Below are 18,829 nucleotides of genomic sequence, written 5' to 3' on the forward strand. Positions count from 1 at the left end.
GCGGCCGATCATACCGACGAACCCCCTTTCGCATGAGGTGCAGAAGCATGACCACCGACGCCCTGGTACTCGACGCCGCCGCCCAGGACCTGCTGTTCCGCGAGGCCCGCACCGCGAACACCTTCACCGACGAGCCGGTCACCGAGGAGCAGGTCCAGGCCATCTACGAGCTGGTCAAGTACGGCCCGACCGCCTTCAACCAGCAGCCGCTGCGCGTCGTCCTGGTCCGCTCGGCCGAGGGCCGCGAGCGCCTCGTCCAGCACCTCGCGGACGGCAACAAGGCCAAGACCGCCGCCGCCCCGCTGGTCGCCGTCCTCGCCGCGGACAACGAGTTCCACGAGGAGCTGCCGACCCAGTTCCCGCACTTCCCGCAGGCCAAGGACGTCTTCTTCTCGGAGCGCAGCGTCCGTGAGCAGTCCGCCACGCTGAACGGCGCCCTGCAGGCCGCGTACTTCATCATCGGCGTGCGCGCCGCCGGCCTGGCCGCCGGCCCGATGACCGGCTACGACGCCGAGGGCATCAACAAGGAGTTCTTCGGCGACGGCGAGCACTCGGTGCTGGCCGTGGTCAACATCGGCAAGCCGGGCGACGACGCCTGGTTCCCGCGTTCGCCGCGCCTGGCCTACGACGAGGTCGTCACCACCGTCTGATCCGCCCCGCGCGCAAGGGCCCCGCACCGGTTCGTCCGGTGCGGGGCCCTTCGGCGTCGTCCAGGGTGCTCCGGCGCGTGCCGGGCGGGGTGGAGCGGGGGCGGGCTACTTGAGCGCCTGCGCCAGTTCGGCCAGCTCCTCGTAGGAGGCGGTGCCGGTGAGCAGGGTGGTCCCGGGGCCGGTCTGCACGGTCAGCGCGCGGGCCTTCTCGCCCTGCACGCGCTCCCAGGCGCGGCCGGCCACCTCGGCGGTGCCGTCCGGCTTGGCGCCCGTCACGTAGGCGGCCAGCAGGGAGTCGCGCGGCACGTCGCTCTGCTCGACCGCCGCGTACTGGCCGGAGGGGGTCACGAAGCCCAGGTGCCAGGCGTTGCCCCTGCCGTTGTTCTGGTCGGCCGGCTTGTAGCTGACCGAGGTGGCCCGCCACTTGTCGGACAGCCCCTCCGGGGAGAGCACCGGGTACGGCGCCGCACGCCTGGCGGTGGAGGTCTCCACCTTGTACGCGACCTCGTGCACCGGGTCGCCGTTGGCGTCGTGCGGGAGGAACAGGTACCCGATCCAGACGACGAAACCGACCACCAGCATCGACAGGACCATGTCCCGTACGGTCTGCCGGCCCCTCATGCCCTTGTTGTCTGCTGCCACCCCCACATGGTGACTCATCCACATCCCGGGGCGGTCACCAGGGGTATTCACGTCCGGGTGAAACGGGATGAACAGGCGTTTTCCGCCACAGAGCAGCGACCCGCGCCACAGACAGTCATCTCGTGGGCAGATACGATCGCAATACCCTCACCACGGCGTTCGACCTGGCAGTAGTCGGGCGCTCACTGGTCGTCGCGTACAGAGAGGTAACGACGATGTCCACGCAGTACCCGCACCAGCTTCCCAGTGCCCTGGAGGTCGCGCCCGAGGCTCCGGACCGGAACCTCGCGCTCGAACTCGTCCGGGTCACCGAGGCGGCCGCGATGGCCGCCGGCCGGTGGGTCGGCCGGGGTGACAAGAACGGCGCGGACGGCGCCGCCGTGAAGGCGATGCGCACCCTCGTCTCGACCGTCTCGATGAACGGCGTCGTCGTCATCGGCGAGGGCGAGAAGGACGAAGCCCCGATGCTCTACAACGGCGAGCGGGTCGGCGACGGCACCGGCGCCGAGTGCGACGTCGCGGTCGACCCGGTGGACGGCACCACGCTGACCGCCAAGGGCATGAACAACGCGGTGGCCGTGCTGGCCGTCGCCGACCGCGGCACCATGTTCGACCCCAGCGCCGTGTTCTACATGGACAAGCTGGTGGCCGGACCGGAGGCGGCCGAGTTCGTCGACATCACCGCCCCGGCGGCGGTCAACATCCGCCGGGTCGCCAAGGCCAAGGGCAGCGCCGTCGAGGACGTCACCGTCGTGGTGCTCGACCGCCCGCGCCACGACGGCCTGGTCCGGGAGATCCGCGAGGCGGGCGCCCGGATCAAGTTCATCTCGGACGGCGACGTGGCCGGCGCCATCATGGCCGCCCGCGAGGGCACCGGCGTCGACCTGCTGATGGGCGTCGGCGGCACCCCGGAGGGCATCATCGCGGCCTGCGCGATGAAGTGCATGGGCGGCGTGATCCAGGGCCGGCTGTGGCCCAAGGACGACGCCGAGCGGCAGAAGGCCCTGGACGCCGGCCACGACCTGGACCGGGTGCTCACCACGGACGACCTGGTCAGCGGCGAGAACGTGTTCTTCGTCGCCACCGGCATCACCGACGGCGAGCTGCTGCGCGGCGTGCACTACCGCTCGGAGACCGCCACCACCAGCTCGCTGGTGATGCGCTCCAAGAGCGGCACCATCCGCGAGATCAACTCCACCCACAAGCTCTCGAAGCTGCGGGCGTACAGCGCGATCGACTTCGACCGCGCCAACTGAGCCCGGTCGGCGGTAGCCCGGCAGACCGGGCTACCGCCTGCCGGGCCCCACGGCGACGCGCTTCGCGGCCCCGGCGGAATCCCCCTCCGCCGGGGCCGCGGCGCACCGTCCTCCCGCTCTCGGGCCCGCCCTCACCCGGCTATCCGGCGCCGACCGGCCGCCGTCACCCGGGCCGCCTCGCGCAGCTCCGCGTCCCGGCGGCGGCGCCGGGCCAGCACCACCCGCCGCTCGGCGGCCGTCAGCCCGCCCCAGACCCCGTACGGCTCCGGCTGGGCCAGCGCGTGCTCGCGGCACTCCAGCAGCACCGGGCAGCGGGCGCAGACCTGCTTGGCCTGCTCCTCGCGCGACAGCCGGGCCGCCGTCGGCTCCTTGGAGGGCGCGAAGAACAGCCCCACCTCGTCCCGCCGACACGCGGCACCGGTGTGCCAGGGATTGTCCTCGCCCGCGGGGGAACCCGCCGGGCCGCCCGGGGGCTGCGGCTGCGGCCGGACGCCGGGGCGGCGCTCCAGGACCTGCGCGGCGGCGACTGGCGAGGTGGTGCGGGACTCGATCGGATGCAGCACGGCCGTACTCCTGACGAGGCTCTCGGACACGGGGACCCCTCGCTCCCCCGCCGGCTGCGAGCCCCCGCTGTCCAACCCCGGCACGGCCGCTCGGCCGCCTCCGGTGCGCAGCCGTCCAAGAAGCGATGTGCGGAAGGAACTACCCCGCTCGGCCGCGATTCATGCACACTGCACGCAATCGACTACGCAGAGCACTGGCCGCAACGCCGAGTGCCCGGCCGGGAGTTGGCTCCCGGCCGGGCACTGTGCAGGTCAACGACGGTCAGTCGGTGCCGAGTTGACGGCGCACCCACTCCTTCAGCTTCTTGCCGCGGCGCGGCTTGGCCTCGCAACCGCCGAACAGCGCAAGGCCCTTGACCCGGACAACCGGAGCGTACGGGTCCGCCGCGGTCTGCTCGCGGACGTCGAAACCGCCGAAGATGCCGATGCCGGACCCCTGGAGGCTCACGTTCTCCGGGACCCGGATCTGGACCCCGCCGAAGATCGCCGTCACCGTGATCTCCACCTCGGGGGACTCGAACACGGCGTCGCTCAGGTCGATGTCCACACCACCGAACGCGGTGAAGGCGCTCAGGTGCGAGCCCACCCGCCAGCGGCCCTTGCGGGACGCGCCGCCGAAGATCGCCACCACCGTCGGGGCCTCCTGGCGCGCCGGCTGCTGCGGCGGCGGCCCCTGCGGGGCGCTCAACGGCTGCTTCTCGAAGGACAGCGGGCGGGCCGGCAGGTCCCGGGTCAGCGGCGCGAGGTCGCCGAAGGTCTTCGAGGCGTACGCGGCCTCGATCCGCTCGGCGTGCTCGTCCGCGTCCAGGCGCCCCTCGGCGTAGGCGTCGCGCAGCAGCTCCGCGACCTTCTCGCGGTCGGCGTCGGAGACGCGCAGCTCCGCCTCCGCGACCGGCGCGTGCGGCCGCGCCGCGGCCCCGGCCTCGGGCCTGAGTTCGGGTCTGCTCTCTGACTTGGGTTCGGGTTTGGTCATCGGTACGGGCGCCGGCACCGGCGGCTGCCCCGAATCGTCGTGCGACGGCGAGTTGTCCACGGGGTCAGCCTAGTCGCTCGCACTCCTGCGCGAGTGAGCCCGGTCACGCAAGGCTGCCCTGTCCGCATGCCGACTCCCGGCGGGTCCTACCCTGGATGGTGCTTCGCCGACGCAGCCGCACCACTGGACCCCTAAGGACCGCCCCGATGGCTCCCACGCCAGACTTCGAGTACAGCGACCTGCTCCCCCTGGGCGCTGACCCGACCCCGTACCGCAAGCTCACCTCCGAGGGCGTCTCCACCTTCGAGGCCGGCGGTCGCACCTTCCTCCAGGTCGAGCCCGAGGCGCTGCGGCTGCTGACGGCCGAGGCGATGCACGACATCTCGCACTACCTGCGCCCCGCCCACCTCGCCCAGCTGCGCCGCATCCTGGACGACCCGGAGGCCAGCCCCAACGACCGCTTCGTCGCGCTCGACCTGCTGAAGAACGTCAACATCTCGGCCGGCGGCATCCTCCCGATGTGCCAGGACACCGGCACCGCGATCGTCATGGGCAAGCGCGGCCAGAACGTGCTGACCTCCGGCGGCGACGACTCCGCCATCGCGCGCGGCGTGTACGACGCCTACACCAAGCTCAACCTGCGGTACTCCCAGATGGCCCCGGTGACCATGTGGGACGAGAAGAACACCGGCAACAACCTGCCGGCCCAGATCGAGCTGTACGCCACCGACGGCGACGCGTACAAGTTCCTGTTCATGGCCAAGGGCGGCGGCTCCGCCAACAAGTCGTACCTGTACCAGGAGACCAAGGCCATCCTGAACGAGGCGAGCATGCTCTCGTTCCTGGAGCAGAAGATCCGCTCGCTGGGCACCGCGGCCTGCCCGCCGTACCACCTGGCCATCGTGATCGGCGGCACCAGCGCCGAGTTCGCGCTGAAGACCGCCAAGTACGCCTCGGCGCACTACCTGGACAACCTGCCGACCTCGGGCGACGCCAAGACCGGCCACGGCTTCCGCGACCTGGAGCTGGAGGCCAAGGTCACCGAGCTGACCCAGAAGATCGGCATCGGCGCCCAGTTCGGCGGCAAGTACTTCTGCCACGACGTGCGCGTGGTCCGCCTGCCCCGCCACGGCGCCTCGCTGCCGGTCGCGATGGCGGTCTCCTGCTCCGCCGACCGCCAGGCGCTCGGCAAGATCACCGCCGAGGGCGTCTTCCTGGAGCAGCTGGAGACCGACCCGGCGAAGTACCTGCCGGACACCACCGACGAGCACCTGGACGACGACGTGGTGCGCGTCGACCTCGACCAGCCGATGTCCGCGATCCGCGCCGAACTCTCCAAGTACCCGGTGAAGACCCGGCTCTCGCTCACCGGCACCCTGGTGGTCGCCCGCGACATCGCCCACGCCAAGATCAAGGAGCGCCTGGACGCCGGCCAGGGCATGCCCAAGTACCTCCAGGACCACCCGGTCTACTACGCGGGCCCGGCCAAGACCCCCGAGGGCTACGCCTCCGGCTCCTTCGGCCCCACCACGGCCGGCCGGATGGACTCCTACGTCGACCAGTTCCAGGCGGCCGGCGGCTCGATGGTCATGCTCGCCAAGGGCAACCGCAGCAAGCAGGTCACCGACGCCTGCGCCCAGCACGGCGGCTTCTACCTCGGCTCGATCGGCGGCCCGGCCGCCCGCCTCGCCCAGGACTGCATCAAGAAGGTCGAGGTGCTGGAGTACGCCGAGCTCGGCATGGAGGCGGTCTGGCGCATCGAGGTCGAGGACTTCCCGGCCTTCATCGTCGTCGACGACAAGGGCAACGACTTCTTCCGCGAGACCACCGAGGGCCCGCTGATCACCAGCCTGCGCGTCCGCTCCAAGGAGTAACCCCGCGCGGGACCAACCCCGCACGCCCCCGAACCGCCCCGGCCGCCCCGCGCCCGGGGCGGTGGCGTTCCCGGCGCCGCCCCCGCGCTCCTGCCGGCGGCGCTCAGGCGTCGAAGTCGTACTCCAGGACGTAGGAGGCGGCGTCCAGGATCATCTCGTTGAGTTCGACGACCTGGCCCTCGTCGGCGAAGGCGGTGCGGCAGATCAGGATGACCGGGGTGCCGGCGGACAGCTCCAGGCGGGCGGACTCGTCGGCGCCGGGCATCCGGGAGCGGACCTCCTCGCGGAAGTGCACGGGCTTGGCGCCGATCTCGGCGAGCCGGGCGTAGGTGCCGCCGGGGCCGGTGTCCTCGCGGGTGATGGCGGTGCCGGAGACCAGCACGGCGGGCAGGTAGGAGGTCGAGAGCAGCACCGGCTTGCCGTCCAGGACGAAGCGGCGGTGCCGCACGCACATCGGGGCGCCCGGGTCGACCCCGAGCACCCGGGCCACGTGCTCGGGTGCGCCCCGCTCGGTGACGGACACCTGGTCGACCACCAGGCTGCGGTTGTCGATGTCCGCCGACCATATCGACCGGCCGGACCCCCACTGCCCCTGCGCCAGCCGTTGGATGCCGCGCCGGCGCAGCGGCCGGAAGTCCCGGACGAACACCCCGGCGCCGCGGCGCGCCTCGGCGATGCCCTCGCTCTGCAGCACGCCCAGCGCCTGGCGGGCGGTCATCCGGGCCACGCCGTACTCGTCCATGAGGTCGTTCTCGCCGGGCAGGCGGTCGCCCGCGCGGTACCGGCCGGTGTCGATGGCCTCCTTCAGCGCTTCGGCGATCCGCTGGTACTTGGGCTGCTTGTCGCCATTGCTGCCGGTCATCGCCGCTCCCTCTGCCTGGGACAAATCGTAGGCGTGCCCGCGGTCGCCGGTAAGGAGATACGACCGTTGACATCTCTAGAGATATTAGCTTCTCTAGAGATGCTGGCCAGTCGCCGACCAGAGCGAGGAGCAGCACGGTGAGCACCCGACAGCGCAACGCCCCGGCCTACCGGCCCCACGTGGGTGAACTCGTCCTCGACCGGAGGACCGGACGCACCGGCATCTACATGGACACCATCGGCGGCGAGCACTACCTGCGCCCCGAGGGCGGCGGCCGGGAATGGGCCGCGGAACCGCACCACGTCGCCCCCGCCCCCGAGACCCGCGATTCGGCTGATTGAGATCGGCATCGGGAATTGCGGAAAAATCCACGCAAACCACAACAATCAGGACCGGGCAATCCCCCTGGTGAATCCGGAATTCCGGAACGCGCGGCGCCCGACGCCGGGCACGTTACGGATAACGCCGGTCACCATGCGTGCACCATGGGCGGGAATCGGCCACCGCGATGCACCCGCACACGAATTGGCGCGCGCATAACCAACAGCGCCCCCGCGCCCGGACGGGGGCACGGGGGCGCACGGTCGGAACGGCTTACGGGTGGCCGCCGACGAGGGTCTCCGGCTCGTACGGGCCGCCCGGCTTGCCACCGGCCCGGTGGTCGGGCTCCTCGATGTACTGGCCCTCGTCACCGAAGGCGGCGTTCTCGAACGCGTCCTTCTCCGCGTCGGTCGGCGCCGTGTACTCGGTCGGGTTCGAGGACGCGGTCACCGCGCCCTCCACAGCCTTGCCCGCCTCCACAGCGGCGGCCGGGGCCTCGGTCTTCGCCGCGTTCTCGGGCGTGGACGGCGCCGGGGTCTCGCTCTGGTCGTTGGCCATTGGGAGGCCGCCTTTCGGTCATCAATTGTCTTCAGCCCGACCTCTGTGGCACGGGCGCGCGGACAGTATCGTAGGGTTGATTAAATGTCCGATAAACATCGTGCGGCTTGCGGCACCGTCCGGCAGAGTCGGGCGTCCGCCTAAGCTGAACCACCGCGGCGGACCGCCGAGCGCCCTTTCACGGAATCGACACCACAGGCCATCGGGGGACTTCATGGAGTTTCTGGAGACGCCGCAGAACCCTGCGCTGCGCTTCCAAGTCCTCGGTCCGGTCCAGGCCTGGCTCGACGGGAAACCCCTGTCCCTCGGATCCCCCCAGCAACAAGCCGTTCTGACCACGCTCCTGCTGCACTCCGGACGCCCGGTCACCACCCAGGACCTCGTGAACGCGCTCTGGGGCGAGCGGCCCCCGGCCCAGGCGGTGGCGGCGCTGCGCACGTACGTCTCCCGCCTGCGCTCCGTCATCGAGCCCCGGCGCGAGGTGCGCCGGCCCGCCGAGCTGCTGGTCTCGGTCGCCGACGGCTACGCGCTGCGCATCCCGGGCGAGGCCCTCGACCTGACGGTCTTCGAGCGGCTCGCCGGCGAGGCCGCGGCTGCCCGGACCGCCGGCGACAAGCGCGAGGCGCACCGTCTCCTGGTGCGGGCGCTGGACCTGTTCAGCGGCCGTCCGCTCACCGGCATCCCGGGCCCCTACGCCGACGCCCAGCGGCTCCGGCTGGCCGAACGCCAGGTGGCCGCCGCGGAGGAGCTGTGCGCCGCCGCGCTCGACATCGGCCTGCACGCCGAGATCGTCGGCGAGCTCAACAACCTGACGGCCGAGCACCCGCTGCGCGAACGACTGCGCGAACTGCTGATGCTGGCGCTGTACCGCTGCGGCCGCCAGGCCGAGGCGCTCGGCGTCTACACCGACACCCGCAAGCTGCTGATCGAGGAGCTCGGGGTCGAACCCGGCGCGGGGCTGTCCGCGATGCACACCCGCATCCTCGCCGCCGATCCCGACCTGGCCCCTCCCGCGGTGTCCGCTCCGGCCGCCCGCGAGGAGGGTCCGGCCGCGCCTCCGGCCCAACTCCCGGCGGACGTCTCGGACTTCAGCGGTCGCACCGAGCTGGTGGGCGACCTCTCGACGGTCCTGATGAACGCCACCGGCCAGGCCGTGGTGGTGACCTCGCTGGCCGGGATCGGCGGGGTCGGCAAGACCACCCTCGCCGTGCACGTCGCCCACCGCGTCCGCGCCGAGTTCCCGGACGGGCAGCTGTACGTCGACCTGCGCGGAGCCGGTGCCTCGCCCGCCGACCCGGTGGGCGTCCTGGGCGACTTCCTGCACGCGCTCGGCGTCACCGAGAGCCCCGACTCGCTGGAGCAGCGCGCCGCCCTCTACCGCTCGCTGCTCGCCAGCCGGCGGATGCTGATCCTGCTGGACAACGCGCGCGACGCCGACCAGATCCGACCGCTCATCCCCGGGGTCTCCGGCTGCGCGGTGCTCGCCACCAGCCGGTCCCGGCTGGCCGGCATCCCCGGCGCCCAGCTGTTCGACGTCGAGGAGCTGACCCCGCAGGAGGCGCTGGCGCTGTTCTCGGCCATCGTCGGGGAGCAGCGGGTCGCCGCCGAGCCGGAGGCGGCCATGGCGGTCGTCACCGCCTGCGGCTTCCTGCCGCTGGCGGTCCGCATCGCCGCCGCCCGGCTGGCCAGCCGGCCGCGGTGGAGCGTCTCCGACCTGGCCAGTCGGTTAGCCGACCAGCGCCGTCGCCTGGACGAGCTCCAGCTCGGCAACCTCGCCGTCGAGACCACCATCGGGCTCGGGTACGGACAGCTGTCCGTGCCCGAGGCCCGCGCCTTTCGGCTGCTCGCCCTGATCGACTCCCCCGACATCCCGCTGGCGTCCGCCGCCGCGCTGCTCGGGGTGGACGAGTACACCGCCGAGGACCTCGCCGAGGCGCTGGTCGAGGCGAACATGCTGGAGTGCTTCACGCCCGGCCGCTACCGGTACCACGACCTGCTCCGGCTCTACGCCCAGCGGCAGAACGAGCGGATCGGCGACACCGAGGAGCAGGAGCGCGCCGTCCGACGGCTGCTCGACCTGCTGATCCCGACCCTCCGCACCGCGACCCAGCTCATCGAGCCGGACGACCCGCTGCCCGAGCTGCTCACCACCCCCGTCTCGGCCGGGATCGGCCTGCCGACCAGCGGCTCCGCCCAGGACTGGCTCCGGACCGAGGGCGCCCTGCTGCTCAGCGCCGCGGCCGCGGCGGCGGACGGCCCCCGCGCCTCACGGCACGCGGCGATGGACCTGATGATCCTCTTGTACGGTCTCGGCCCGGACCCCACCCACGGCCCTCAGGGGCGGCAGATCCTGGAGACCATCGGCGGCGAGGCGGAGCGCTGCGGCGACCGCGCCGCGCTCGCCCGGGTCCACGTCGCCCTCGGCACCCTGCAGTCCGTCACCAGCGACTTCCAGGGGTCCGAGCAGTCCTTCCGCCGGAGCCTGGAGCACCAGGCCCCGGACGAGCCGACCTTCCTGCTGCTGGCCACGGCCAACATGCTGGGCGTGATCCTGAACCTCGGCAACCGGCCGGCCGAGGCCCTGCAGTTCCTCGAACAGGCCCGTGCCACCAGCCGGGCCGTGGCCGCGCCGATCCTGGAGGCCCGGGTCGTCAGCAACATGGCCCGGGTGCAGCACCGGCTCGGCATGACCGAGACGGCGATCCGGTCGGCCGGCGAGGGCGTCGCCGCCGCGCGGCAGTCCAACAGCGGCCCGCTGCTCGCCCAGACCCTCTATCAGCTGGGCGTGGTGCTCGCCGGCGGCGAGGCCGTCCCGCACCTGCGGGAGGCGCACCGGCTCTACCGGTCGCAGCAGAACCCCCTCTGGGAGGGCTTCACCTTGGCCCGGCTGGCCTCCGCCCTGCTCGTCGCCGACCAGCACGCCGAGGCGGCCTCGGCGGCCGGCGAGTCACTGGCGCTCGGGCAGGAGATGGACTCCGCCTACTGCCAGGGCCTGGCGAACGCCGCACTGGGCGAGGCCCTGTTGGCGCTCGCCCAGCCGGCTCGTGGACTCGCCTGCCTCCAAGAGGCCCATGCGATCTTCACACGGCTCGGTGTGCCTGAGGCCTCCCCCGTGGCGGACCTCATCTCCCAGCAGCACACCGAGCCCTTCTCTCCCCCCGCGCCGTAAGGCTTCCGCTCCCCCACGGACAACCTCCCCCGTTCCGCGCGTCGGCGCCCCCGCAGCCCCCCGGCTGCGGGAGCGCCCTCAACGCTTCCCCGGCGCTGGACTCCACTGTGCACCGCGCCGATTGACGTTCGATAAACGTCCGATAGTCAGCCCGCGGATGGACAAAACCGCAGGTCATCGACCTTCCCTGGGCGCATCGTCCGGCGTGCGGGGCCGCGCGCACAACCCCGTCCGCACCCTCGTGCTTCCGCAACCCGGGCCACAACGGCCCAAGCACGGCGAGTTGGCCGGAAACGGACCCCATGGCGCAGTGATCACGCATATTCTCAGATGCCAGTACGCACACGAGTGTCGGCCGGAAACGCGTCGGGGTGCAGTCCGTCCGTGTGGTGCGGAGAGCGTGACGTACCGCCACCGGCAGCGGCCCCCGGGGCCGCGGAGGAGCCACCGGAGGCCACGGGTGGAAGGGTGCCTCGCAACGTGACGACCGGACAGATATCCGACCCGTTCCCCGTCGGCGAGGACGCCGGCGACGACGAGCCCGAGGTACGGCGGCGGCGGGCAGCACGGGCGCTGCAGGCGGTCGCCTTCGACACCATCGGCGCCGGGTACGGCGAGGCCTTCCCGGCCAAGGACGGCCAGCTGGCCTGCGGCCGGCGGCTGCTCGCCGAGCTCGAACCGGGCGCCCGGGTGCTGGACGTCGGCTGCGGCACCGGTGACCCGACCGTCCGCCAGCTGGCCGCGGCCGGTCTGCGGGTGACCGGCGCGGACCTCTCCGACGGGATGCTCACGCTGGCCCGGCGGACCGTCTTCCCGGGCGGGTTTGCGCCAGTGTTCCATCGGATCGACCTGTACGATCTGGCCACCGAGCGGGCGGACCGGGTCTGGAACGCCCCCGACCTGGGGTCGGAGGGCCGGGGCCGCTTCGCCGCGATCACCGCGTTCTTCTCGCTGATCCTGCTGCCGCAGGACGAGATCCCGACCGTGCTGGGGCAGCTGCGCGAACTCCTGCGGCCGGCCGGACTGCTGGCGCTCGGTATGGTCGAGGCGGACCTGGATCACGTTCCGCTTCCGTTCCTTGGCAGAGAGCTGCGGATCAGTGGGTATCTGAGGGAGGATCTGGAGCGGGTTCTGGTCTCGGCCGGCTTCGCCGTCGAGGAGTGCTCGGGGCATCCGTACGCACCGGCCAGTACCTCGCTGCCGCCGGAGGAACAGCTGTTCCTGTGCTGTCGACGCGTCGGCTGATCGAACCGGGACAGGACCGGCCGCACCCGTGGCCGACGCAACAGAACAGCTCACCGACCACACCGAATCCAGGACAGGCAGCCGTGCGCGACCAGCTCAAGACCGAGGCGGAGCAGCCGCCCGCCGTCCCGGGCCAGCGCCGCCAGGTCCCGGCCGCGACAGCGGGCCCGACACCGCCGGCCCCGGGCCTGACGGCGGCCCCGGCCCTGGCAGCGGCCCCGGCCGCCGCGCGACGGACGGGCGCACGACCGGAGCGCACCGAGATGGCGGACCGCCTGGCGTACCTCGACTCGGCGACCCGGCGGATCAACAGCGCCCTCGACCTCGCCGCGACGCTGCGCAACATCGGCCGGGTGCTGGTCCCGACGCTCGCCGACGCCGCCGTCATCCACCTGCGCGACCCGCTGCCCAACGTCGAACGCGAGCCCGGGTTCCCGGAGGAGCTGCGGATACACCACAGCACCGGCACCCGGATCGGCCGCCGCGGCCGCCCGAGCGGCATGGACGACCGGCGCCGCTCCCGCTACGGCGCCCGCTCGACCGCCGACGGCGGCCCGGCCACCCCGGTGACCCGCGGCGGGGCGCTCGCCCACGCCCTGCTGAGCCGCCGCCCCGCCGACCCCGCCGTCCTCGGCACCCCCTCCGCCGAGCGCGCCGAGACGCTGCTGCGCGAGCTGTACGGCACCCGCGGGGTGGCCCGGCTGGCCGCCGGCACCTCCGTCCTCGCCCTGCCGCTGCGCGGCCGCAAGGCCGTGCTCGGGCTGCTGATACTGATCCGCCGCCCTCCCGAACGCACCGGCCGCCCGGTCTTCGACGCCGCGGACACCGCGACCGCGGCGCACCTCGCCACCCAGGCCGGGCTGGCCGTGGACACCGCGCTGCGCTACGCCCGCGAGTGGGAGATCGCCAACGAGCTCCAGCGCAGCATGCTGCCGCTGCGCCTGCCGCAGTCGCACGGCGTCCGGATCGCCCAGCGCTACCTGCCCGGTGAGCGCGGCGCGCAGGTCGGCGGGGACTGGTACGACGCCGTCCCGCTGCCCGGCAACCGGGTCGCCCTGATCGTCGGCGACGTGATGGGCCACTCGCTCACCTCGGCCGCCATCATGGGCCAGCTGCGCACCAGCGCCCAGACCCTGGCCGCCCTCGACCTGCCGCCGCACGAGGTGCTCTACCACCTGGACGAGCAGGCCCAGCGGCTCGGCCGCGAACAGCACCTGGCCACCTGCGTCTACGCGGTGTACGACCCGATCGCCAACCGGGTGGTGATGGCCAACGCCGGGCACGTCCCGCCGGTGCTGGTCCGCCCGGACGGCACCGCCGAGCTGGTCGAGCTGGACTCCGGGGCGCCGATCGGCGTCGGCGGGGTGGACTTCAACTCCGTCGAACTGCCCGCGCCGCCCGGCTCGGCGCTGCTGCTGTTCACCGACGGCCTGGTGGAGACCCGCACCCGCCCGATCAGCGACGGCCTGGAGGTGCTGCGCGCCCGGATCGCCGCCGCCCGCTGGCAGTCCCCCGAGCAGCTGTGCCAGGAGGCGCTGCGGATCCTGCCGCCCGGCGACCGGGGCGACGACATCGCGCTGCTCGGCGCCTGCTTCGACGGCATCCCGGCCGGGGACGTCGCGCACTGGTACCTCCAGCCGCGCAACGAGACGCCGGGCCGGGCCCGCCGGCTGGCCGCGCACACGCTGCGCCGCTGGGGGCTGGACGAGCTCAGCGAGGCGACCGAGCTGATGGTCAGCGAGCTGGTGACCAACGCCGTCCAGCACGCGACCCGGCCGGTCACCCTGAGCCTGGTGCGCACCACCCGGCTGCGCTGCGAGGTCGGCGACGACAGCCCGCTGCTGCCGCGCCCGCGCCGCACCGGGCCGGAGGACGAACGCGGGCGCGGGCTGCAGATAGTCGCCCGGTGCGCGGACCGCTGGGGCGCGACCAGGCTGGGCACCGGCAAGGTGGTCTGGTTCGAGCAGCGGCTGCCCGTCCAGACCTGACGGCGCCCGGCGGGAACGGGTCCCGCCGGACGCCCGGACCTGCCCCCGGGTCTCAGACCCGGGCGGGCTCCCGCGCCGGCCCCTTCTCCAGCTCGGCGATCAGCTGCTCGCCCTCCATGTCGACCTTCGGCACGACCTTCTCCAGCCGCTTCGGGAACCACCAGGCGGCCCGGCCGAACAGCGCCATCGCGGCCGGCACCAGCGCCATCCGCACCACGAAGGCGTCCACCAGCACGCCCACCGCGAGGGCGAAGCCGATCGGCTGGACGATCGGGTCGTGGCCGAAGACGAACGAGCCGAACACCGCCACCATGATCAGCGCGGCCGCCGTGACCACCCGGGCCCCGTTCTTCACCCCGCCGACGACCGCCTCGCGCGGCGCCGCCCCGTGGACGTGCTGCTCCTTCATCCCGGAGACCAGGAACAGCTCGTAGTCCATCGCCAGTCCGAACAGCACGCCGATCAGCAGGATCGGCACGAAGCTCACCACCGGCCCGACCTTGGGCACGTCGATCAGCCCGTCCAGCCAGCCCCACTGGTAGACCGCGACCACCGCGCCGAGCGAGGCGGTGATGCTGAGCAGGAAGCCGGCCACCGCCTTGAGCGGGACGAGCACCGAGCGGAACGCCAGCGCCAGCAGCACCAGCGCGATCCCGACGATCACCGCGAGGAACGGCGGCAGCGCCTGGCCGAGCTTGGTGGAGACGTCGATGTTGGCGGCGGTGGTGCCGGTGACGGCGATGTCCGCGCCGGTCGCCGCCCTGAGCTCCGCCTTCTGGCCGCGGATCTCGTTGACCAGCGCCTTGGTGTCCTCGTGGTCCGGGCCGGTCCGCGGGATGACGGTCACCAGCGCGGTGCCGCTCGCCTGGTCGACGGTCGGCGGCAGCAGCGTCGCCACGCCGTCGAGGGTCTGGAGCTTCGCGGCCACGCCCTGCACCGCCTGCTCGGGCCGCGGCGCGCCGTGGGCGTCCACCACGACCACCAGCGGCGCGTTGAAGCCCGGCCCGAAGGCCTCGCCCACCAGGTCGTACGCCTTGCGCGCGTCCGTCCCGGCGGCCTGCGAACCGCCGCTCGGCAGGCCGAGGTTCAGGCTCGCGGCGGGCACCGCCAGGGCGCCCAGTCCGGCCAGCCCGACCAGCAGGACGGGCAGCGGGCGGCGGACCACGAAGCGGCCCCAGCGCTCGCCCAGGGTGGTGCGGCCGTTGGTGGCCAGGGCCCGCTTCCAGACCGGCAGCCGGTCGATGGCCCGGCCGGTGAAGCCCAGCACGGCGGGCAGCAGCGTGATCGCGACCAGGACGGCCACCACGACGGCCGCGGAGGCGGCCAGGCCCATCACGGTGAGGAAGGGGACGCCCGCGACGGAGAGCCCGGCGAGCGCGACGACCACGGTCAGACCGGCGAAGACGACGGCGCTGCCGGCGGTCGCGGTGGCCCGGGCGGCGGCCTCCTCCGGCGCCAGGCCCTCGTCCAGGTGGCGGCGGTACCGGAAGAGGATGAACAGCGCGTAGTCGATGCCGACCGCGAGGCCGACCATCAGGGCCAGCACCGGCGCGGTGGTGATGATCTCGAAGGAGCCGGTGAGCGCCAGCAGGCCGGCCATCGTCACGCCGACGCCGACCAGCGCGGTCAGCAGCGGCAGCCCGGCGGCGACCAGCGTGCCGAGGGTGACCACCAGGACCACCCCGGCCACCACCAGGCCGATCGCCTCGCTGGCGCCCTCGATCTGGGCCATGGTGTTGTAGGCGTCGCCGCCGAAGGCCACCTCCAGGCCGGCCGCGCGGGCCGGCTCGGCGGCGGCCTTCACGGCCTCGCGCTGCCCGTCGGTGACGTCGGCGAGCTTGTGGTCGAAGGAGACCAGGGCGATCGCGACCTTCCCGTCCGGCGAGAGCGCGCCGGTGGCGTACGGGTCGGGCACCGCGGCCACGCCCGGCACCTGGGCCATCCGGGCGACGGCCTCGCCGACCGCCCGGCCCGCCTCGGGCGTCCCGATGCCGCCGGGGGCGCCGGCGGCGAAGACGACCTGCGCGGAGCCGTGGCCCTGCGCCGGGAAGGTGTCCTTGATCCGGTCCAGGGTGGCCTGCGCCTCGGTGCCCGGGACCTTGAACTCGTCGGTGGTCTTGCCGGCGAAGGCGCCCGCGGCCCCGCCGACGGCGATGAGCAGGGCGATCCAGACGGCGACGACGGCCCGCCGTCGCCGGAAGCAGAAGCGGCCCAGTCGGTACAGGTACGTGGCCATCGGCGGTCCCTCGGGTCGGTCAGGGCAGGTCGCGTCCCACCGTAGACCGAACTTTGTCGGGTGACAAAGTTGACCGACAAGATCATGCGACGCAGTTGCCCGACCATGGCGCTACCCTGGCGGGATGGCACACGTCCCCGCCTCCGAACGCCGACCGCAACTGGTCCAGGCCGCCATCGACCTGATGACCAGGGAGGGGATCGCGGCCGGCAGCACCCGCGCGATCGCGGCCGAGCTGGGCGTGGCGCAGGCGACGGTGCACTACACCTTCGGCACCAAGAAGGACCTCTACCGGGCGATCGTCGAGCGGCTGACCTCCGACTTCGTCGGCGAGGTGCGCGCCGCCTCCCCGGGCGACGGCGCGTTCGGCGAGCAGGTCCGCACCCTGGTGCAGGCGCTCTGGGAGGCCGCCACCGGCGAGCACGGGCACTGCGTGCTGCTGAGCGAGTTCGGGGCGCTGGCGCTGCGCGACCCGGACATGCGGGAGATCATGCTGGAGATGCAGCACGACATCGAGGGCACCGCCGTCGAGATGCTCGACGCCCTCGCGGCCGCCCACGGCCTGACCCTGGCACTGCCCGCCCGCCGGATCGCCGTCCACTTCCTCGGCGGCTTCGACGGCCTGACGGCCCGCCACCTGACCCTGCGCAACCCCGGCGACCGGCCCGACCCGGACACCCTGGAGGCGCTGGAGCTGCTGGTCGCCACGACGGTCGGGCTCTGCCTGGGCACCCCGGCCGCCCGCCCCGAGCCGGGCTGGCACGGGGACCGGGACGGGCTCTGAGCCGGGACTGACCCTAGGACACGATCCGGACCGGCAGCTCGACCAGCACCTCGCGCAGCGCGGCCGCGAAGCGCTCGTACTCGGCGCTGCGGGCCGAGCCCGGCCGGACGGCCAGCCCGATCCGGCGGCCGGGCGCCGGGGCGGCGAAGCGGACGGCGGCCAGCCGGTCGGTGCGCCCGGCCTCGACGTCCAGTGCGGTGGCGGGCAGCAGGGTCACCCCGAGGCCGCCGGCGACCAGCTGGACCAGGGTGGACAGGCCGGCCGCCCGGGTGGTCGAGCCCGCCGGGTCGGCGCCGACCTCGCGGCAGATGTCGAGCGCCTGGTCGCGCAGGCAGTGGCCCTCCTCCAGCAGCAGGACCTCCAGGTCGAGCAGCACGTCGCGCGGCACGTCGATCCGACCGGCGAGCGGGTGGGTGGGCGGCGTGAGCAGGACGAAGTCCTCGTCGAACAGCGGGATGTCCCTGGTCGGCGAGGTCCCGCCGGCCGGCAGCGCGAGCAGCAGGACGTCCAGCCGGCCGGCGGCCAGGCCCTCCAGCAGCGAGGGGGTGCGCTCCTCGTGGACGTGCGGCTCCAGGTCCGGGAAGCGGTCGCGGACCAGCCGCAGCACGGTGGGCAGCAGGTAGGGCGCGACGGTCGGGATGACGCCCAGGTGCAACGGCCCGGTGAACGGGCGGCGGGCGGCCTCGACCTCCTCGGTGAGGGCCTGCAGCGAGGCGAGCACCCGGCGGGCGTGCTGGTGCACGCGCTCCCCCAATGGGGTGACAATCACCTTGCGCGTCGTACGCTCGACCAGTTGTGCGCCCAGCGACTCCTCCAGCGCCGCGACCGCCCCGGACAGCGCGGGCTGGCTGGTCCCGGTGGCGGCGGCGGCCTCCCGGAAGTGCCGGTGCTCGGCCACCGCGACGAAGGCCCGCAGCTGGGCGACGGTCGGGGTGCGCGGGCTGCGGACTGTGGCGCTCGCCACAGTCGGGTCGGCCTTGGTGCCGCCGTTCCTGCGGGAACCCGGCCGCGACGTGGGGGATTCGTTACTGATAACAATCTCCGATCAGACACATCCAGTGTAGCTATTTCCCTGATCAGTCCACGATGTGGAACTGTGAGCGGTGTCCGGATTCCGGACAAAGCTCCCCTCATCTCACTTCAGGAGAAGCGAACGTGCTCACGATCGGTGACAAGTTCCCCGAGTTCGACCTCAAGGCCTGTGTCGACCTGGATGCCGCGAGCGCCTTCGCCGACATCAACCACAAGTCCTACGAGGGCAAGTGGAAGGTCGTCTTCTTCTGGCCGATGGACTTCACCTTCGTCTGCCCGACCGAGATCGCCGCGTTCGGCAAGCTGAACGACGAGTTCGCCGACCGCGACGCCCAGATCCTCGGCGTCTCCGGCGACTCCGAGTTCGTGCACCACGCCTGGCGCAAGGACCACAAGGACCTGCGCGACCTGCCCTTCCCGATGCTGGCCGACATCAAGCACGAGCTGATGCGCGCCTGCGGCGTCGAGGGCGAGGACGGCACCGCCCAGCGCGCCGTCTTCATCGTCGACCCGAACAACGAGATCCAGTTCGTCATGGTCACCGCCGGCTCCGTCGGCCGTAACCCCAAGGAGGTCCTGCGGGTGCTGGACGCCCTGCAGACCGACGAGCTGTGCCCGTGCAACTGGAACAAGGGCGAGGACACCCTCGACGCCCAGGCCCTGCTGGCGGGCTGAC

Annotated in this window: 16 protein-coding genes; 9 read left to right on the plus strand and 7 right to left on the minus strand. The window is 72.9% G+C overall.

Translation table 11 applies throughout. The features are described from left to right. Window positions 1–47 precede the first annotated feature (47 nt). A complete protein-coding gene (locus ACFCY1_RS10340) occupies window positions 48–650 on the plus strand; it encodes a malonic semialdehyde reductase (RefSeq protein WP_049651722.1) in 603 nt (200 codons plus the stop codon). A gap of 105 nt (window positions 651–755) precedes the next feature. On the opposite strand, the gene ACFCY1_RS10345 is transcribed toward ACFCY1_RS10340, so the two are convergent. After that, a complete protein-coding gene (locus ACFCY1_RS10345) occupies window positions 756–1,292 on the minus strand; it encodes a DUF4245 domain-containing protein (RefSeq protein ID WP_310593165.1) in 537 nt (178 codons plus the stop codon). A gap of 215 nt (window positions 1,293–1,507) precedes the next feature. On the opposite strand from ACFCY1_RS10345, the gene glpX reads away from it, so the two are divergent. Next, a complete protein-coding gene (gene glpX, locus ACFCY1_RS10350) occupies window positions 1,508–2,548 on the plus strand; it encodes a class II fructose-bisphosphatase (protein ID WP_049651720.1) in 1,041 nt (346 codons plus the stop codon). 131 nt (window positions 2,549–2,679) lie between these two features. Here glpX and ACFCY1_RS10355 read toward each other — a convergent pair whose 3' ends face one another. Both ACFCY1_RS10355 and ACFCY1_RS10360 read right to left on the minus strand, forming a co-directional pair. Next, on the minus strand, window positions 2,680–3,057 hold the full coding sequence (locus ACFCY1_RS10355) for a WhiB family transcriptional regulator (protein WP_049651731.1): 378 nt from the start codon (window positions 3,055–3,057) through the stop codon (window positions 2,680–2,682). A gap of 316 nt (window positions 3,058–3,373) precedes the next feature. Then, on the minus strand, window positions 3,374–4,144 hold the full coding sequence (locus ACFCY1_RS10360; protein ID WP_375874165.1) for a DUF1707 domain-containing protein: 771 nt from the start codon (window positions 4,142–4,144) through the stop codon (window positions 3,374–3,376). A gap of 146 nt (window positions 4,145–4,290) precedes the next feature. On the opposite strand from ACFCY1_RS10360, the gene ACFCY1_RS10365 reads away from it, so the two are divergent. Further along, the gene (locus ACFCY1_RS10365) at window positions 4,291–5,958 is read left to right on the plus strand and encodes a fumarate hydratase (protein WP_049651719.1); all 1,668 of its coding nucleotides are present in this window, start codon (window positions 4,291–4,293) and stop codon (window positions 5,956–5,958) included. 103 nt (window positions 5,959–6,061) lie between these two features. Here ACFCY1_RS10365 and ACFCY1_RS10370 read toward each other — a convergent pair whose 3' ends face one another. Continuing rightward, entirely contained in the window at window positions 6,062–6,820 is a 759-nt protein-coding gene (locus ACFCY1_RS10370; RefSeq protein WP_049651716.1) for a GntR family transcriptional regulator, read from the minus strand. 137 nt (window positions 6,821–6,957) lie between these two features. Here ACFCY1_RS10370 and ACFCY1_RS10375 point away from each other — a divergent pair, with 137 nt between their 5' ends. Continuing rightward, window positions 6,958–7,161, plus strand: coding sequence for a hypothetical protein (locus tag ACFCY1_RS10375; RefSeq protein ID WP_049651715.1), 204 nt, complete (start codon window positions 6,958–6,960; stop codon window positions 7,159–7,161). 253 nt (window positions 7,162–7,414) lie between these two features. Here ACFCY1_RS10375 and ACFCY1_RS10380 read toward each other — a convergent pair whose 3' ends face one another. Further along, window positions 7,415–7,699: a hypothetical protein gene (locus tag ACFCY1_RS10380; RefSeq protein WP_117489375.1), complete on the minus strand. Its 285-nt coding sequence runs from the start codon at window positions 7,697–7,699 to the stop codon at window positions 7,415–7,417. A 214-nt stretch (window positions 7,700–7,913) separates the two neighbouring features. Between ACFCY1_RS10380 and ACFCY1_RS10385 the strand changes: the two genes are divergently transcribed. The 3 genes from ACFCY1_RS10385 to ACFCY1_RS10395 all read left to right on the plus strand — a co-directional run bounded on the left by ACFCY1_RS10385 (window position 7,914) and on the right by ACFCY1_RS10395 (window position 14,101). Beyond that, the gene (locus ACFCY1_RS10385; protein ID WP_049651713.1) at window positions 7,914–10,868 is read left to right on the plus strand and encodes a BTAD domain-containing putative transcriptional regulator; all 2,955 of its coding nucleotides are present in this window, start codon (window positions 7,914–7,916) and stop codon (window positions 10,866–10,868) included. A gap of 573 nt (window positions 10,869–11,441) precedes the next feature. After that, window positions 11,442–12,113: a class I SAM-dependent methyltransferase gene (locus tag ACFCY1_RS10390; RefSeq protein ID WP_234348376.1), complete on the plus strand. Its 672-nt coding sequence runs from the start codon at window positions 11,442–11,444 to the stop codon at window positions 12,111–12,113. Window positions 12,114–12,196: 83 nt separating this feature from the next. Further along, window positions 12,197–14,101, plus strand: coding sequence for a SpoIIE family protein phosphatase (locus tag ACFCY1_RS10395; RefSeq protein ID WP_375874166.1), 1,905 nt, complete (start codon window positions 12,197–12,199; stop codon window positions 14,099–14,101). A 52-nt stretch (window positions 14,102–14,153) separates the two neighbouring features. Here the strand turns inward: ACFCY1_RS10395 and ACFCY1_RS10400 are convergent, their stop codons facing one another. Beyond that, window positions 14,154–16,337, minus strand: a complete 2,184-nt coding sequence (locus tag ACFCY1_RS10400; protein ID WP_074001328.1) for an MMPL family transporter — start codon at window positions 16,335–16,337, stop codon at window positions 14,154–14,156. A 124-nt stretch (window positions 16,338–16,461) separates the two neighbouring features. On the opposite strand from ACFCY1_RS10400, the gene ACFCY1_RS10405 reads away from it, so the two are divergent. Continuing rightward, window positions 16,462–17,121: a TetR/AcrR family transcriptional regulator gene (locus ACFCY1_RS10405; RefSeq protein WP_074001327.1), complete on the plus strand. Its 660-nt coding sequence runs from the start codon at window positions 16,462–16,464 to the stop codon at window positions 17,119–17,121. A 13-nt stretch (window positions 17,122–17,134) separates the two neighbouring features. Here ACFCY1_RS10405 and ACFCY1_RS10410 read toward each other — a convergent pair whose 3' ends face one another. Continuing rightward, a complete protein-coding gene (locus tag ACFCY1_RS10410) occupies window positions 17,135–18,085 on the minus strand; it encodes a LysR substrate-binding domain-containing protein (RefSeq protein ID WP_082346232.1) in 951 nt (316 codons plus the stop codon). Between the two features lie 191 nt (window positions 18,086–18,276). Between ACFCY1_RS10410 and ACFCY1_RS10415 the strand changes: the two genes are divergently transcribed. After that, window positions 18,277–18,828, plus strand: a complete 552-nt coding sequence (locus tag ACFCY1_RS10415) for a peroxiredoxin (RefSeq protein WP_049659815.1) — start codon at window positions 18,277–18,279, stop codon at window positions 18,826–18,828. Window position 18,829: the final 1 nt, after the last annotated feature.

This window comes from Kitasatospora sp. NPDC056273 (assembly GCF_042268845.1).
Taxonomy (GTDB): Bacteria; Actinomycetota; Actinomycetes; order Streptomycetales; family Streptomycetaceae; genus Kitasatospora.

What these genes read in the sequence shown, in the direction of transcription:
- ACFCY1_RS10405 (WP_074001327.1), top strand. Translation starts at nt 16,462, where the DNA reads ATGGCACACGTCCCCGCCTCCGAACGCCGACCGCAACTGGTCCAGGCC.
- ACFCY1_RS10380 (WP_117489375.1), bottom strand. Translation starts at nt 7,699, where the DNA reads ATGGCCAACGACCAGAGCGAGACCCCGGCGCCGTCCACGCCCGAGAAC.
- ACFCY1_RS10365 (WP_049651719.1), top strand. Translation starts at nt 4,291, where the DNA reads ATGGCTCCCACGCCAGACTTCGAGTACAGCGACCTGCTCCCCCTGGGC.
- ACFCY1_RS10370 (WP_049651716.1), bottom strand. Translation starts at nt 6,820, where the DNA reads ATGACCGGCAGCAATGGCGACAAGCAGCCCAAGTACCAGCGGATCGCC.
- ACFCY1_RS10340 (WP_049651722.1), top strand. Translation starts at nt 48, where the DNA reads ATGACCACCGACGCCCTGGTACTCGACGCCGCCGCCCAGGACCTGCTG.
- ACFCY1_RS10400 (WP_074001328.1), bottom strand. Translation starts at nt 16,337, where the DNA reads ATGGCCACGTACCTGTACCGACTGGGCCGCTTCTGCTTCCGGCGACGG.
- glpX (WP_049651720.1), top strand. Translation starts at nt 1,508, where the DNA reads ATGTCCACGCAGTACCCGCACCAGCTTCCCAGTGCCCTGGAGGTCGCG.
- ACFCY1_RS10385 (WP_049651713.1), top strand. Translation starts at nt 7,914, where the DNA reads ATGGAGTTTCTGGAGACGCCGCAGAACCCTGCGCTGCGCTTCCAAGTC.